General features: G+C 65.3%; 11 protein-coding genes. 1 reads left to right on the top strand and 10 read right to left on the bottom strand.

Annotation, left to right across the window (positions count from 1 at the left end):
• Nucleotides 1-194 precede the first annotated feature (194 nt).
• The 8 genes from QSK18_RS35200 to eccD form a co-directional block, all read right to left on the bottom strand.
• Nucleotides 195-533, bottom strand: coding sequence for a hypothetical protein (locus QSK18_RS35200; RefSeq protein ID WP_285628775.1), 339 nt, complete (start codon nt 531-533; stop codon nt 195-197).
• Nucleotides 526-966, bottom strand: a complete 441-nt coding sequence (locus QSK18_RS35195; protein WP_285628772.1) for a YbaB/EbfC family nucleoid-associated protein — start codon at nt 964-966, stop codon at nt 526-528. The genes QSK18_RS35200 and QSK18_RS35195 overlap by 8 nt, the downstream gene beginning before the upstream one ends.
• The gene (locus QSK18_RS35190; protein WP_285628769.1) at nt 963-3869 is read right to left on the bottom strand and encodes a hypothetical protein; all 2907 of its coding nucleotides are present in this window, start codon (nt 3867-3869) and stop codon (nt 963-965) included. The genes QSK18_RS35195 and QSK18_RS35190 overlap by 4 nt, the downstream gene beginning before the upstream one ends.
• A gap of 46 nt (nt 3870-3915) precedes the next feature.
• Nucleotides 3916-4443 carry a hypothetical protein gene (locus QSK18_RS35185; protein ID WP_285628766.1) on the bottom strand — a complete coding sequence of 176 codons (528 nt, stop codon included), beginning with the start codon at nt 4441-4443 and terminating at the stop codon, nt 3916-3918.
• Nucleotides 4444-4489: 46 nt separating this feature from the next.
• Entirely contained in the window at nt 4490-4780 is a 291-nt protein-coding gene (locus QSK18_RS35180; protein ID WP_285628763.1) for a hypothetical protein, read from the bottom strand.
• Between the two features lie 37 nt (nt 4781-4817).
• On the bottom strand, nt 4818-5168 hold the full coding sequence (locus QSK18_RS35175; protein ID WP_285628760.1) for a hypothetical protein: 351 nt from the start codon (nt 5166-5168) through the stop codon (nt 4818-4820).
• Between the two features lie 99 nt (nt 5169-5267).
• Nucleotides 5268-6701 (bottom strand): type VII secretion protein EccB, encoded by a 1434-nt coding sequence (gene eccB / locus QSK18_RS35170; RefSeq protein ID WP_285628757.1) that lies wholly within the window; start codon nt 6699-6701, stop codon nt 5268-5270.
• A gap of 3 nt (nt 6702-6704) precedes the next feature.
• Entirely contained in the window at nt 6705-8126 is a 1422-nt protein-coding gene (gene eccD, locus QSK18_RS35165; protein WP_285628754.1) for a type VII secretion integral membrane protein EccD, read from the bottom strand.
• A 218-nt stretch (nt 8127-8344) separates the two neighbouring features.
• Here eccD and eccCa point away from each other — a divergent pair, with 218 nt between their 5' ends.
• Complete coding sequence (eccCa, locus tag QSK18_RS35160; RefSeq protein ID WP_285628751.1) at nt 8345-12322, top strand: type VII secretion protein EccCa; 3978 nt, start codon at nt 8345-8347, stop codon at nt 12320-12322.
• A 45-nt stretch (nt 12323-12367) separates the two neighbouring features.
• Here eccCa and QSK18_RS35155 read toward each other — a convergent pair whose 3' ends face one another.
• Both QSK18_RS35155 and QSK18_RS35150 read right to left on the bottom strand, forming a co-directional pair.
• Nucleotides 12368-13330, bottom strand: coding sequence for a S8 family serine peptidase (locus QSK18_RS35155; RefSeq protein ID WP_285628747.1), 963 nt, complete (start codon nt 13328-13330; stop codon nt 12368-12370).
• 224 nt (nt 13331-13554) lie between these two features.
• Complete coding sequence (locus QSK18_RS35150; protein ID WP_502894327.1) at nt 13555-16854, bottom strand: right-handed parallel beta-helix repeat-containing protein; 3300 nt, start codon at nt 16852-16854, stop codon at nt 13555-13557.
• Between the last annotated feature and the right edge of the window lie 12 nt (nt 16855-16866).

Here is a 16866-nt window from a genome sequence, read left to right as displayed (position 1 = left end):
AAAGCTCACCAACCTCCCGCAACAAATCCGAATCCGCCTGCGGAGGACGCATCCCCAACCCAGCAAGAAAATCCCGCAAAACCGGAGGATACTCCACAGACACAACGCCACCCAACAATCATCACATGAACTAAACCAACACCACCACTACACGAACACCACCGCAATAACGGCCACCAAGAGCTCCAAATACCTCAGCTCTCGGCCGTCCAATCGGCACTCGCCGCATCCTGCGCGTCTTCTCCAGCGCGCTCCAACACAGACGCTGCTGCGCTACCTGCCTCGGCCTTGACACCGAAAATTCGTCCGATCTCCTGGACCATTGTGGTGAGATACTCCGTGGGTCGGTCAACCTGCGCGTGATAGGCCTTGGCGATCCCGTCATCAGTACCGGCCGCAATCTTGTTCAGCGTATTGATCTCTTCGATTTTTGCCGCCAGTGCCAGCACCGCTTCACTGATCTGATCCACATGAGAGAGCTTGTCCCGCAAATCGCCGGGAATCTGAACATAAGGCGCCGTGCCCTCACTCATCGAAACCTTCCTTCTTGTCTCTCTCCGATGGCCTTGGTTTCATACCAAGCAATTCGAAGATGCTGTCTACTTCATCGGTCAGATTGGGCAGGGTTTCGCCGCCGAGTAGCGACTCACGGAGCTCGGCGGGGAAGGCTGCCTGCTTGCCGAATATCTCCCGCGCCTGCTCGGTGGCCTTGGTGAAGGCCGTGCTGAGCGTCTCCACCAGGACGGAAGACAGCTGTGCGGGAGCCATACCGGTATAGTCCCTACGGTGGAATTTGATGGCCTTGACCTGCCCGCTGGGCAGCAGCGTGACCTCGACCATGCGGTCCTTCGACAACACCGAAACGGTGCTGTCCTCGAACGTGTCCATCACGTGCGCTAGTTCGACGTGCTGCTGCCGCAACTGGGACATGATCTCGTCGATGCGGTCCTCAAAGGGTGAATTCATCGGCCCAGCACTCCTGAATTGGTGGCGATCTCGGTGCCCCAGACGTCCTCGTCCTCGGTCACCCATGTCTTGCGCGAGCCGTTCTGACTCTGTGGGCCACCGCCGCCCGGCCCACCGCCCCCGCCCATCATCGGCGGCATCATCTGGCCCTGGCCGGCCGAACCGTTGCTGCTGGTGGGAACCCGGTTCATCATCTGCTGCTCAGCGTTCAGCGCCGGGCGGGTCTCGCTCGCCGGGGAGAATTCCGGCAAGATGCCCTTAGATGAGGAAGACATTTGGCTCGCAGGACTCGTCACCCGAGTGCCCTGTCCGGAAAGACTCGACGACAGCGGTGTGCCGCCGCTGCCGACAGGCGTGGACTGGGACGCTGTGAGCGCGTCCAGCGCCGGCGTGCTCCCCTGCGGCGAGAACCCGTTCAGCGGAACGGACTGATAGCGCGGCGGCACCAGTCCGGACGAACTGCTGTGAGTCGCGGTGGGAAGATCAGAGGAGACCTGTGTGCCAGCGGGACTGAATTCGTCCAACGGGATTTTAGTGTCGAGGCCAGCGCCGCTGTTCGCGGTGCGCGGTGCGGCAGCGGACGTCAACGGAGGAGGATTGCCGAGATCCGGCGATTGGAAAGCTCCGGAGCCTGAGGCACTGCTGGCCTCCACCCCGGTGAGGACGGAGCCGGAGGGGACGGTAACCGGCGCCCCGGTGGAGTCGGTAATGCTCTGTCCGCCTGGTCCGGTGATCACGCCCTCCGGCGTGATGACCGATCCCTCCGGCACGACGATCGGATCACCGTCAGCACCCCGCACCAGGTCGCCATCCGGGCCCAGCACAGCACTGGAACCGGTGAGGACCGAACCCGAAGGAACGGAGACCGGGGCACCATTGGAGTCGACGATGGGCTGACCACCAGGCCCAGTGATCTTGCCCTCCGGCGTGATGACCGATCCCTCGGGCACGACAACCGGCCGACCGCCGGGGTCCAGCACCAAATCACCGTCCGGCCCCATCACGGTCTTGCCAGCAGCCGATCGGCTGCTGGGCAACGCAATTTCGTCGAGGTCGGGGACAGTTCGCGATCGGGCACCGCCTGCACCGTCCAGGCCGGAACCCGAGGCGCCGGTGGAAGTGACGAAACTGCGCGCCGCTGGACCGTTCAGCGACAAACCTGAAGAGGCTTTCGATGTGGCCAGGCTGCCGTCCGGAGTGATGATCGTCCCGTCGGCGTTCACCTTGGACCCCGACGGCACAATCATTTTTTCGCCGAGGCCGTCAAGTAACGGCTGTCCGTCCGGGCCCACCACCGTCCCGTCCGAGCTGATCTTTGCGCCCTTGGGAACAACGTGGACACCGCCACCGCCGCCGGAACCACCAAGCACAGGCCCCGGCTCAAGAATCCCGGCCTGATACAGATCGGGCGAACTTCCACCTGGACCGTTCCCCCCGCCCTGGGTTGTCTTGACGTCCGGCTCACCCTTGGGAGTGGAGTCCCACAGGTCCGGGAATCCGTCGCCGTCGGTATCCTTCTTCTCCAATTTATCTGGAATCGCATTTCCGTTTGCGTCGTCCGGGTTCTTTACGGTATCGGTTACCTTCAGTTTCAGGTCAGGAAGCGGGCCGTTTGGGGTCTTGTCCTCAAGGTCGATCGTCCCGTCACCGTCAGAGTCGATGTGCTCCTGGGAGTCCGGATTGCCGTCCCCATTCGCATCCCACCTGTACGGTTCTCCGTTCGGAGTCGGATCTCTTACATCCTTGGTCCCATCACCGTCGGTGTCGGCGTTCTCCTGAGCGTCCGGGAACCCGTTCCCGTTTTTGTCCCAATCGGGAAAATTACCGTTAGCTGCCCCGCTCGCCCCCCCAGCACCTGCGCCTGCTCCACTGCCGGGCAATGACGGGAAGAAATTGGGGAAATGTTCGTACGCCTCTTGGTACGCCGTGTCGAGAGCCGGCAGCAGGCGGGTGAGGTCCTCGTTCAGGGCTTGAACGTAAGTATCCCACCGCTTATGAGCATTGGTCATGAGTTGATCCCAGAAGGCCTGCTGAGAAGGGTCTCCGTAGCCAGGTACTTGGATTTTCGGCGCCCCGCCGACCTGTGCAACGTGCCTAGGGGGAGCCTCCCAGTTGGCCTCGTTCTCGAGGAACGTTTTGATGTCGTCGTCCCAGACTGCCGCCAGAGCTGCCTGCGGTGAGTTTTCGTAGCGAGTCGCCCACTCGGCGAAAGTGTCGAAGAGTGACCCCGCAGTGCTCATCAACTGGAAGCCGGCGGCCTGTAGCATCGTCGAGGTCTCAGACGACTCAAGCTGCTCATTAATCATCTGCATGCGACCGGCAAAGTTGTTCAACGTCCGGCGGAAGATGCCAGCAGCACTGCCAGACCAGTTACTGTCAGGGACGTCAAGCGCATCAGCCCACTGCTTGAAAGCGTGCCCCCAGTTCTGCAGCAAAGCACCCGTAGCCATGATCGTGGTGCTGGCTTCAAGCAGGCTCTTTGGACTGGTGACGTTGTTTCCGGTCTGCAGGTATATGGGTAACAGGATCTCACCGGGGGCGCTCAAGAATTTTTGGTAAGGCGCATCCTTGGCCTCGAAGTACGACTTGTCGGGATCGAAGCCAAGAAAATAGGTGAAGTGCTCGAGCTCCTCCTTATGAGATTCACCAACCTCACTGCTATAGCGAATGGAACGACTTCTGCCACCGGCGACCGCGATAGTGTAGGAATACTGCAAACGCATGACACGGAACCATTCGGGCGGATCGGGGGCCTCCCCCTCTGCAGGCTGCCCGTGCCAGCCGCCCGCGGCGATCCACGGCGTCTCCTCCTTGCCACCCGTGATCACGTCCGCAGGATTCGTCACGTCCTGGCCCGATCCGGCGAAAAGTTGCAGGATCTCCGTGTAATTGTCGAGCGGCATGAGCGTCCTTATTTCTCAGAGGTAGACCAGATTTAGCTAGCGGGTCTCAGGTGCCGGCGGGGGCCGGTTTCCCTCCAGCACCCGGCCCGCCGCCCCCTTCGCCAGCTCTCCCACCAACGCCTCCACCGCCCGCAGCTCCTCCACCGGCAGCAGCTCCGTCGACGTCCACGTTGGCCAGGTCCTCTTGCATCTCCGCGGCGGTCAGCTCCGCTTCGTCTGAAGCATCGGTCAGCACCGTTGACACCAGCTTTAGATTGCTCTGCATTTGCACCGTGGCCCGGTACAGGTTCTGCACCGCCTCATCCACCAGCGTGGCCAGGGCCTGGAAGTCAGCCTGCAACTTCTTGGCGCTGGCCAGCTCGCCCTTCTCGGTGTTGGCCGGAAGTACCTGCGCGTACGAGCCGTTCGGAGAGACCCCGCCAGTGGATCCAGAAGCGAACAGGCTCAGGTCATCGATGACCTGATTGCCCTTCAACTCGTCGATGAAAGACTGCAGGTTCATTGTCGCGAAGTCCTTGAGCAAGTCGGTGCTGATCTTCACGACCTTGCCGCCCTCAAGGGCATTGTCACCCATCGGCTGCTCTCCCTTGGTTCCGATCAAGTCAGACTCAGCCGCCGACCTAGCCAGCGACGATGACCCCGCCCCGACGATCGGCATCGTTCAGTTTCTGGATCATCCAGGTCAGGGTGTCTCCCGCATTGTTGAAAGTGTTGGCCATGCCGCCGGCCAGCCGGTTCAGCTCATTGCACTGAGTGGTCAGCTCCTCGGCCGTCATACCCTGAAAGTTCTCCAGGTTGGCCTGCACGAGAGACGTGAACTCGGCGATTGCCTGCATCATGTTCTCGGCCTGCCTGTCGATCTCGTCGATGTCTGCATCCAGAGCCTGGTTCAACATCCGCACATCACTCATCGAAATTCCCTTTCCAGGTGTAGATTCAAAATCAAGATCAGCTGTTGTTCAGCGCGTTGAAAACAGCATCTCCAGCAGGACCACTGTCCATGCTGCTGCCCATCTGCATAGCCTCATCATGGGCAGCATTGATGGCCCCATCAGCCACCAGCAGGCGATCCGTCACCTCTCGCACCAACCGCGTCACCTGCTGATAGTTCTGCTGCCACTCCCCCACCTTGTTCTGCCACGTCGTTGAGGCGTCAGCCTGGAAATCCCGATTGACCTCATCAATCAGCTGCCCCACAGCCTGGTTGGAAGCACGCATGTGCTCCACCTGCGTGTCCAAGGCCTGGTTGAGGGCCCTGAGCCCGGCATCGTTCTTCTGAAAAGTCTGAGCGACAGCCATAAAAGCTCCCAGTGTAGTGGCCGATGTAGTTATTCCACACCAGTACCACGAGCGCCTGCCGTATCCAGTTCACCGACCACCGCGGGCATCTCGCTATTTTTAGATGCAGGCCCGTCTCCGTTCACCGACCGCCTGCGAGTGAGCACGGTCGTCCAAAACCGGACCGGTGGGCAACAGGTTGAGCCAGGCACCGGGGACCGTCATGGCCTGATCAGGCGCGTATCCCAGTGCTGCCATGGCATCTTCAGAGGCTAGGGCATACTTCACGCCGCTGTCGGTGACCAGGTGGTAGGCGCTGCCGGTAGTGCCGCCAGGAAGCATGTCGGCAGCCAGCACCCCATGGCCCGGGTCCACCTGAATGTACTGCGCGGGAAGACAACTCGGCGTGATCGCACTTCCCGCTTCCGGAGGTGACCCCGCAGGCGCGGTGGGCTCGGTTACGACGAAGGACGTGATCGTTCCGCCGGCAGTCATCCGGGCCTCGGCACAGAGCGCCTGGGTCGATGCAGGGCTGACGATTTCGGGCACCGTGGCCGGGAGGTTCCCGGTTTCCTGCAACTGTTCGGGGTTTAGGTGCTGGCTGACATCCCCGGGGCCCAGTTGTTTTACGGCAATAGCTTGACCCCCGTAGGCTTCGGCCTGCGTGCGCGAATCCGCTCGATAGAGCGCGAAGAGCAAGGGTGTCAGAGCGACCAGGCCCTCACTCGTGAGCAGATAATGGCTCTGTCGGCTGTCGGCGAACAGTTGCCCGATACGGGTCGGCTGCCCGGCCAGGGTGGGCCCTGCCTGCCCGGCCCGAGGGGTAACCGGCACCCCGAGGTCAGGACCGGCCGGGACCACCCCGAGAAAGGCCGCCGACACCGGGGGCAACTCCGCCGCGCCTGCGCCGATTGCCTGACGTACGTCCTTCGACGACCGCAGACGCAGACGGCTGCCGTTCCACAGCAGGTACTCGTGCCCGTCCGGGCCCGCCACGGCGATCGCAGATTCCTTGTTCACCCCCGTGCCCTGGGGAGGTGCACCGATCACGAGAGAGAGACCGGGTTTGACGATGCCGGTGGCCTGGACGCTCCAGGTGGCGCAGGCGGTCCAGACCTGACCGTCGAGGTTCTCGGGCGCCGGCAGCGAGTCCGGGGCACCGGCCACGCCGACCGCCGGGCCCCGCGGGGCTTCGCGCAACGACTTGGACTTCACCGAGGAGACAGTCAGGTTTCCCCCGGCCAGCAGGCGCGCAGAGGTCAGATTGTGCACCGGGTGCAGGACCCCGTCGATCGAGAGGTAACGGGCCCCGGTGTCTTCGACCAGTACCAAGGTGCCACTCTTCTGCCACTTGGTGTTTCCTCCGGGCACAACGAAACCGAAGAGGGCTACCACCAGGCAAACGAGCGCTGCCACCAGGATGCCGCCCAGCGCGCCCCGACTGGTGCGAGTGACCGGCTGATCCAGACCGTCTGGTTCCAGGCGCAGCAACCCGGAGGAGAGGCGTCCCATCACGAACATGTGCGCTTGGACCTGGTCCTTACGTGACTGCACGGCTCACCCGCCCAGGCCGCGCAGGCGCGTGAACACCCCGAGGCACAGCAGCAGTAATGGAAGCAGACTGATCGCCAGCATGGTGTGCAGGATCTCGCCCGCCCGGGCCCAGTGCGGCACCATCCGGCGCCCGGGAATGGTGCCAGAGGCCACCGCCAGGCCCAATGCCAGGATCCAGAGCAGGTTCGCCATGAACATCGGGCCCAGCCCTTCGGTCAGGACTAGGTAGCTCACGGCCAGCGCGGCCAGACCCGCTAGCCCGGGCCCGATGACGGCTAGACGCTGCCCGGTCCCGCCCAGGCTGCGGCCGTGCAGCAAGATTAGGCCGCTCAGCGCTCCGGCCATCAGCCGTGCCGAGATCCCGTCGGCAGTGACCACGAGGGTCAGCACCGCGACCGTCATCGCCGTTCCCAGAGCCAACAGCAGGCCGGTGAGGAAGGCGTCGGCAACGGCCGAACGCTCGATTACGTTCTGGCTCGGGTGCGGTTCGATCCCGTCCTGCAACTGATCGGCGTTGGCCGGCAAAGGCGGCAGACGCAGCCCCGACAGCCAGAACGCCCAGCCTGGGACGAAGGCCAGCAGAAGCACCACCACAGCACCGACAACCGCGGCGGTGTGCTGAAAACTGCTGGACACCAGGGCACCGGCCAGCCAGGTGAGCAGTCCCAGAGTGCCGATGCCCAGGTATGTCGACGCCGCGGCGCCGGTGACCGCGAAGGCGACGGCGGCAGCAGCTGCGGCTAGCATGCCGACCACCAGCAGGCGCAGGTGCTGACCGGCGAGGTCGTCGCCGAACGGGATCATTGCCCCGGCGACCACGACGTGGACGACGGCGGCCAGGGCCAGGACGTGTCCCAGCCGGGTCTGGTCGAACGAGTGCACGGCCGAGGCCGAAGCGCCGAAAAGCACCGCGGCGACCACGTAGCCGTTAGCCGCAGCCGCGATCGGAGGCATGACCAGTGGCAGGCAGGCGGCCGCCAGAAGCAGCACGGCCAGCATGACGCCGAGCAGCAGACGCTGGGTCAGCTCCGGCTGCCAGGTGTCGCTCCGTGTGCTCAGTGTGCTCATGACGCCGTCGACTAGGTCATCGAAGTGCACTGGTGGTAGCGATGCCTGCTGAGGGCGCAGATACAACACCTCACCGTCGCGCAGTTCCAGTTCCGCCGCAGTGCGGGCCGGGGGTAAGGGCTCCGCGCCCAGCCGTTGTAGCACCCACCCGCCCTGCGTCATCCCTTGTTCGTCAAGGCCCTCACCGGCGTGGCCGACGATGGTGGGCATCAGGTCGGCCAGCTGAATGTCGGTCGGTACCGCCAGGTCGAACCGGCGGCCGGGGCCATGAACGGTGAGCCGGCACAGGCCAGCCATCGCCCCGGCCGGACCGGCGCCGGTGGGCGGGTCGACTAGGGACGTATCCGAGATGGTCACGTCTGCCTCCGCACGCTTCGAGAACTACGGCCGGATCAATGCATTCCGGTCTCTGCAGCACAGCGTCCGCTATTGCTTGAGCGAATGAGCCGAGCCTGGATGACCTCTGGCTTCGTGTACGGCCAGGTCCACCCCTGAGGGCAGGTTTCCTGGCTCACCCGTGACCGCGCGCACGACGGACGGCAGGATGAGCGCGGATCGAAGGAGGCGGATCTGTCGTGAGCATCATCCTTTTCAAACGTCCAACACGCCGGCCCGGGCCGGAGATACCCGGTGGCGAACTGCAACTGCAGGAACCACCGGAGCTGCCCGAACAGCCGGACAGCCTCTCGTCCATGGTCATGTACGCACCGACCGCGCTGGGCTCGATGGGCATGGTGTTGATCTTTGTTCGCCCGGGGGACAACGGCCCTCTGGTTTACTTCGCCCTGGGCCTGATGGGGCTCTCGGCCGTGGCCATGCTGTTCGTGCAGGTGCTGCGTACGTCGCTGGACCGCAAGCACAAGATGCGCGAGGAACGTCGCGACTACCTGCGCTACCTGTCCCGTTTACGCCGCCGCGTGCGCAGGAGCATCGATCAGCAGCGCGAGGCGCAGGCCTGGCGGCACCCACAGGCCGAGGCGCTGGCCTCGGTGGTGCGTACATCGCGGCTGTGGGAACGTCGGCCGGCTCACCCCGACTTCACCGAGGTCCGGATCGGCTGCGGCCCTCAGCGCTTGAGCCTGACGCTGGCACCGGTGGAGACCAAGCCGGTCGAGGATCTGGAACCGCTCAGCGCCCATGCGCTGAGACGGTTCATTCACGCCTATTCCAGTGTTCTGGACCAGCCGATCGCTGTTTATCTGCAGGCCTATCCGCGTCTGGTGCTACGGGTGCCGGACGATGCGGACCGGAGCACAGCGCGCGGTTTGGTGCGAGCCCTGCTACTGCAACTTGCGGTCTTCCACTCCCCCGATGACCTACAGATCGTTATCGTGGCCCCACAGGCCCGTCACCCGGACTGGGACTGGGTCAAGTGGCTGCCGCACGCCCTGCACCGGCACGAGAGCGATGCGGCAGGACCGGTCCGGTTGATCACCACCGGACCCGGTCGGCTGGAACACCTTCTTGGCCCAGAGTTCGCCGGGCGGGCCACGTTCGACCCGGACTCGACTCCGAGCCCCGAGGAACCGTTCACCGTGGTGGTCCATGACAGCGACAGTCCGGTCCCGGCTGGCGACCGACTTCTCACCCGCGGCTACCGCAACACCGTCTTGATCGACCTGGCTGCGGGTGCCGGGCGCCCGGCCCGCGACAATCTGGTGCTGCGTGTGTCGCCGGCGCGGCTGGAGATGCTCGACACCGATCCCAACGGCGTTGAGAAGGCGACTGCGCTGGGAGTCCCCGATGTCGTGGAGACCGGTCCGGCCACCGCTCTGGCCAGACAGCTGGCGCCCTACCGGATCAGCACCTCCACCGAGTCCGGCGAGCCGATGTCCACCGATGTCGAGCTCACCACCATGCTCGGGATCGATGACCTGGGCGCTCACCGGGTGGAGGACCTCTGGCAGCAGTGGCAGGACTCCGGCCGACGACTGAAGGTGCCGTTGGCCGTCACTGGTGATGGCACACCCCTGGAACTCGACATCAAGGAAGCCGCGCAGGGCGGCATGGGGCCGCACGGCCTGCTCATCGGCGCGACCGGCTCGGGCAAGTCGGAACTGCTGCGCACCCTGGTGCTGGCGCTGGCGCTGACCCACTCGTCCGAAACCCTGAACTTCGTCCTAGTCGACTTCAAGGGCGGTGCGACCTTCCTGGGTCTGGATCAGCTGCCGCACACCTCCGCGGTGATCACCAATCTGGCCGACGAGTCCTCGCTGGTGGAGCGGATGAAGGACTCGCTGCAGGGTGAGCTGATGCGTCGTCAGGAGCTATTGCGTTCGGCCGGAAACTACAGCTCCGTGCTCGACTACGAGACGGCCCGGGCGCAGGGGGCGCCGCTGACCCCACTGCCCAGTCTCTTCCTCGTTGTCGACGAGTTCAGCGAACTCCTGGCCGCGCACCGGGACTTCATGGACGTCTTCGTGATGATTGGGCGGCTGGGGCGAAGTCTCGGAGTACACCTGCTTCTGGCCTCGCAGCGGCTGGACGAGGGCCGCACCAATCAGCTGGAGTCGCATCTGTCGTACAGGATCGGCCTTCGCACCTTCTCAGCCATGGAGAGCCGTGGGGTACTCGGCGTCCCGGACGCCTACCAACTGCCACCGCAGCCCGGCAATGGCTTCCTGCGCACCGACGTCACCACTCTCAGCCGGTTCCGGGCCGCCTACGTGTCCGGGCTCTACCGAGCCCGCGAACGAGTTGAGGCAGCCGTAGTCGCGACCAAGGTGGTGCTCTACGGAACCGACTTCGTCGAGGTGCCCGCTGAGCCCGAACCTTCCGGCCCGGCCGAGCCAGAGAACGGCGACACGAAGGCTCAGACGTTGCTGCAGGCGGCGGTGGCTCGGCTGCAGCACTCCGGCCCGCCTGCCCACCAGGTATGGCTGCCTCCGCTGACCGTGCCGCCCTCTCTGGACGAGCTTCTGCCTCCGCTGGCACCTGACCCCGAGCGGGGCCTGACCACCCTGACTGAGCGGGGGCCCAGTCGTTTCGCAGTCCCGGTCGGGCTGATCGACCGCCCCTACGAACAGGTCCGCGACCTGCTGGTGGCGAACCTGTCCGGGCAGGGCGGTCACGTCGGCATCGCCGGTGGGCCGCAGAGCGGCAAGAGCACCCTGATCCGGACGCTCATCGCAAGTCTGAGCCTGACCAATTCCCCTCAGGAGGTGCAGTTCTACTGCTTGGACTTCGGCGGCGGCTCGCTGTCGTCGCTGTCCGACCTGCCGCACATGGGCGGGGTCACCGGCCGGCACGACCTGGAACGGGTGAACCGCACCCTGGGCGAGGTCACGCAGCTGATCAGCCGTCGGGAGCATCTCTTCGCACAGAACGGGATCAGCTCAGTCGAGGACTTCCGCCGGCTGCGTGCCGAAGGCACGGTGGTGGACCCGCATGGTGACGTCTTTCTAGTGGTGGACGGCTGGAACACCGTCCGCCAAGACTTCCACGACATGGTGCAGGCCTTCACCTTGATCGCCAATCGAGGTCTGAATTACGGCGTGCACGTGATCGTCGCCGCGACCCGGTGGAGCGAGATCGGCACTGCCCTGCGCGACCAACTCGGCACCCGCTTCGAACTGCGCCTGGGCGACGCGATCGACTCGATGATCAACATGCGGGCGGCGCGCACCGTACCTAAGCAGCCCGGCGCCGGCATCACCGACGAGCAGTTGCACTTTATGGTGGGCCTGCCCCGTATCGACGGGCGCACCACCACCGATGACCTGAGCGCGGGCACCACCGCGATGGTCGAGAGTATCCGGGAGTGGTGGACGGGGCCGAGCGCCCCTCCGGTGCGGATGCTGCCGACGGTGCACGACGCCAGCTTGCTGCCCCCGCCGGACGGCGACCTGCGGATGGCGCTGGGGGTGGAAGAGAACGAACTGCTGCCCTTCTGGCACGACTTCGAGCGGAACCCGCACCTGCTGGTGATCGGTGACCTGGAGTCGGGCAAGACCAACCTGCTGAAACTGGTGGCCCGGGCCGTGGCCCAGCGGTACGACCCGGCCCAGGCGCGCATCGCCCTGGTCGACGTACGCCGCGAGCTGCACGGGGCGGTCCCGGAGGACCACCGGCTGGCCTACGCTGTGTCGACCGACATGGTCAAGGACATCGTCGGTGGGGCCGCCCGGGCCATGCAGGACCGGATGCCCGGCACCGACGTCACCCCCGAACGTCTGCGCCTTCGGGACTGGTGGAAGGGCCCTCAGATGTTCTTCGTGGTCGACGACCTGGAACTGATCTCTGGCGGGCTGGGCGACAATCCCTTCGGGCCGCTCCTGCCGTTCTTGTCCCAGGGCAGCGAGGTGGGCCTGCACATGGTGGTGGCCCGTAGCGCCAACGGCATCGGGCGAGCGATGAGCGATCCGCTGATCCGAAAGCTGTTGGAGAACAACACCGCTGCCGTCATGCTGTCGACCCCGCCGTCTGAGGGGGCGTTCGTCGCCAACGTGAAACCCCGAAAGCTCCCACCGGGCCGGGCGCTCTACGTCACACGCCGGGGTTCCGTGCAGATCCAGACGTCGCAGCTGCCCGAGCCGGCGAGCGCCGGACGCTGAACAGGGACCGTCCAGGGCCTGCTTGCCGGGTCCGGACGGTCCCTCCTACTCCTCGCGCTTGAGCCGAGCCCGCCGGGCTGCTGCGCCCCAAAGGGCCAGCGCTAGGGCTGCCAGCCCGGCGCCCGCCACGATCAGAGCCCTGTCCCAGGCAGGCTGGGCCGGCGGTGGGGGCATGGGGGTGACCGGCGGGGCGACCGGGGCCTGATCGACGGTACCGATTTCCTGGGGAAGCACGGCGGTGACTGCCGCGTACGGGTCGATCAGACCAACAATGGACGATCGTGTGGACCCGACTTCGATCGGATAAGCGGTCTCGGTGAGACGCCCAATTCGCTGGTGACGGGTGAGGCCAGGATGGTAAGAGTCCATCAGCGCTGCAGTCGCGGCAACCGCAGCGGCCGAGTACGCCGCTCCTGTGCCGACACAGACCCCTCCGGGGCACACACTGGTCACCGCCTGTCCAGGAGCCAGAAAGTCTTTCGCCGCCGCGCCCGCCGACGGGTCGCTCACTGCGAGAACGCCGTCGAGGGCAGCCGGGTAGACCGGGCCCTCGAGCGTCTGGTCGTCGGCGACCGCGGGCGCGATGACCAGTGCTCCGGCGTCGACGGCGTCCTGCACCGCCGCCTGGAGGTTCGCGCTGGAGCGGGAGGCGACCACGGACACCAGGATGATCTTCACCTTGGCCCGTACCGCCGAGCGGATGCCTTTCGCGATCACGTCCGGGCCGGTCGCGCCGGTGTCGTCGGTGACCGTAATGCCGTAGATGTGGGCGCCCGGGGCCACTCCGGTCACAGTGCTGCCGGTGCGGGGGCGTGCGGCGATGAGCCCGGCTATGAAGGTGCCGTGGCCCACACAGTCGACCCCGACCCGTCCTCCGGTCACCTCGTTCTCTCCCAACGTGACCTGTTCTTTCAGATGGGGGGAGCTGACGTCGAAGCCGGTGCCGAGCACCGCCACCACTACTCCCTCGCCGCGGGTCAGCGGCCAGGTGCGCTCGGGTCTGAGCACCTGTGTGAGGGGGGACGGCGCGGTGACGGTTTTAACCGAGGACGTCACACACCGGTCTCGGTCGCTCAGAACTGCTGTCACACGTGGCAGATCAGCCGCTGATGGTTCGGTCACGGCCACTGCCTGCAACGGCAGGGCCATCAGAGCGGTAACCGCACCGAGCACCGCCGGGACGCTCCGGTGACAACCACTGCGACTACGGCGATCAAGGGTGCTCATCCGGTTCACCCGGCCTGCGCTACCGCCAGGTCGACGGCCTCCAGACTGCGTAGTTCGCTCATGCTGGGCGACTGGATGCGGTTCAGCCGGCTGGCCTGACGGGTGATCATGTTCTCCAGAACCTGCCGCGCGTACCGGGCGTTGCCGAAGGTCTCCCCCCTGTTGACCGTGGCGAAGTGCCCGGCTAGTTCCTGACGGGCGCCCTGGCTCAGCTCGTAGCCACCTTTGAGCGCGTGTCGGCCGACGATGTCCACGAGTTCCTCTGCGGTGTAGTCGCCGAACTCCACGTGCCGGGTGAATCGCGAGGCCAGGCCTGGGTTCGAGGCCAGGAAGTGTTCCATCTGACCGGAATAGCCGGCCACAATTATCACGACGTCATCCCGGTGGTCCTCCATCAGCTTGACCAGGGTGTCCACCGCCTCCCGGCCGAAGTCGCTGGCCCGGCCGGTCTGCGTCAGGGTGTAGGCCTCGTCGATGAAGAGGACACCGCCTCTGGCAGATTCGAAGGCATCTTTGGTCAGCTGCGCGGTCTGACCCATGAAACGTCCCACGAGATCGCCCCGGCTGACCTCGACCAGTTGCCCGCGTGGCAGCACTCCCAGCGCGGCCAACAACTCGCCGTAAAGCCGGGCTACCGTGGTCTTGCCGGTGCCGGGCGGCCCGGCGAAGACTAGGTGGTTACTGATTGCGGGGGTTGGCAGCCCGGCTTGTTCTCGCCGGCGCATCGCCGAGATCAGCTCGACCAGCGCTGCCACCTCGGTCTTTACCGTGGCCAGGCCGATCATGTCGTGCAGTTGGGCCAGCAGCCCGGGCAACCGGTCGTCGAACGCACCCGGCGCCCCCGGCGCCGCGGCGATCCCCACGTCCTCCGATGTCATTAGCGGCAGATCTTCCGCGCTCACCTCGGCCAAACCGGCCAGACGGGTAGCCTGCCGGTCGATCATCTCCTCGAAAGTCTTGCGCGCGGCCCGGCCGTTGCCGAACGCCTCGTCCTTGACGATCCGTGAGAAGTGCAGGCGCAGAGCGTCGTTGACTCCCGGGGCGAGCTGGTAGTCGTGGTCGGCGCACATGGTCTCCACGATGGTCACTAGTTCCTCGTCCGAGTAGTTCTCGAACTCGATGGTGCGGCTGAACCGGGACGCCAGGCCCGGGTTCGACTGCAAGAACTGGCGCATCTCGCTGGAGTAGCCGGCCGCGATCACCACGACATCGTCCCGGTGGTCCTCCATGAGCTTGACCAGGGTGTCGATCGCTTCACGGCCGAAGTCCGGGCCGGAGCCACGCTCGTTCGGGCTCAATGCATACGCCTCGTCGACGAACAGCACACCCCCCAGGGCCTTGTTGAAGGTCTCGGTCGTCTTGATCGCCGTACCGCCGACGATCTGGGCCACCAGGTCGGCCCGGGCCACCTCGACCAGATGGCCACTGCGTAGGGCTCCCAGCTCAGCCAGCACCGCCCCGTAGAGCCGGGCCACGGTGGTCTTGCCGGTACCGGGCGGGCCCGCGAAGATCAGGTGTCGGCTCATCGGCAGGGCCGCCATCCCCGCCTCGGCCCGACGCCGGGCCAGCAAGTTTAAATTGATCAGGGAAGAGACCTGCTGCTTGACACCAGCAAGACCGACCAGAGCCTGCAGCTTCGCTAACGGCCCCTCCTGGTCACCGGGCCCGGATTCGGCCACCGTGCCAGCCGGCCCGTCCGGGGCGGCTGGCACGGTGGCTGAACCGTGGGCGTCGGGCTGACGGTTGTCCCGGCTGTCCAGGTTCTCTACCGAGACCCGTTCGTTGGGGATCAACTGACGTAGCCCGCTGCCGTGGTTGCCGGTCAGACTGACACCGGAGAGGGAGACCGCTTCGGTTGTGTCGATCCGCACCCCATCACCATTGTTGTCCTGCGCCGACCCGTCGCTCAGGTTCGCCCGGCCTTTGGCACCGACCAGGACGCCGTGCCCGGAGTTGTGCTGGATCAGGAACCGGGTCACAGACAGATCGCCATTCGCTCCCACCAGGATGCCCTCTGTGCCTGCGGTGTTCACCTCGGCATCGCGCAGGACCAGAGTCCCCCGTTCGCCCACCAGAATCCCTTGCGCACCGCTTCCGTGAACGGTCAGGCGACTCAGGTGCGTAGCGGCACCGTCCTCGACGCGTATCCCGGCTCCCCCTGCGTCCTTGACCTCGAGCGCCTCCAACCGACCGCGACTGTTTTCGCTGACCAGAACGCCGTCACCGCCCACACCGCTCACCTCTGTGGTGCGCAGCAACAGGCTGGAAGCCCCCCGGACCTGGACTCCTGGCCCGGCAACGTCACGTACCTGCAGCTGATTGAACTCCACCACGCTTTCCTCATCGAGCAGCACTCCCGTGTCTTGGCCGGAGCGGACCACCGTCCGGGAAAGAGCGGGACTGGACATCCCTCCCACCCATATTCCCGCCAGCCGCGCTTCTGTGAATTCACAGTCCTCGAGGACCCCGCGAGAGCGGGCGCTGACATGCAAACCGTAGGTGCCCGAACGTTCGGCCCGGCACCGACGAAGGTGCGGGTCGCTACCCGCAGCAACCGCGAAACCGGCGCTTCCGCTACGGGTGACCACGCAGTCCTCCATCACCACCCTGCCCTGACTACCGAGGTAAACTCCGACCGATGCATCGCTGACGCGGGTTCGCAAGAACCGGGTGCTGCTGGACTCCTCCATGGCGATCCCGGGCTTCTCGGTGCCGGTGATCTCGCAGTCCACGACGACTCCACGGCCCTGACCGTTTACGCAGATCCCATTCCCTCCGGCGTCGCGCAGCGTACTGTTGCTCACTCGGGTGTTGGCGCGGGCGGCAATCACGATCGCGGACGTGGCAAGGTGCGTCACCACACAGTCCTCGATCACGCTGCCGGCTTCTGAGGTATCCACGATCCCAGCCCCAGCTCCATTGGTGACCCGGCAGCCGCGGATCGCCATCGATCCATGGGCCCGGGCTACGACCGCCGCCCAGGAGGAACCGATCACTTCGCAGTCGTCCATCGCCAGCTGCCCCCGCAGGATCTCGATTGCAGCGATTTCCTTGTCCTGCCCCTCCAGGACCAGACCAGTCAGCTTCACAGCCTCGGCTAGGACCTTGACTACCGGGCCCCGGCGTGGGGAGACACGCACGCTCCCGCGGCCCTCCTCGGCGGTGATGGTCACGATCTTGGACACGACCAGGTTTTCCTCATATCGGCCAGGGTGAACAGTGATCACCGCGCCTGCCCGCGCACTGCTGAGAGCCTGACCGATGGAACGAAATGCGTCCCTCAGGTCCGGGGAGACCACGAGCATCTGAGTGTTCAC

It is taken from the genome of Kineosporia sp. NBRC 101677 (assembly GCF_030269265.1).
GTDB classification, from domain to species: domain Bacteria; phylum Actinomycetota; class Actinomycetes; order Actinomycetales; family Kineosporiaceae; genus Kineosporia; species Kineosporia rhizophila.
This window is presented reverse-complemented; position numbering and strand designations above follow the sequence as displayed.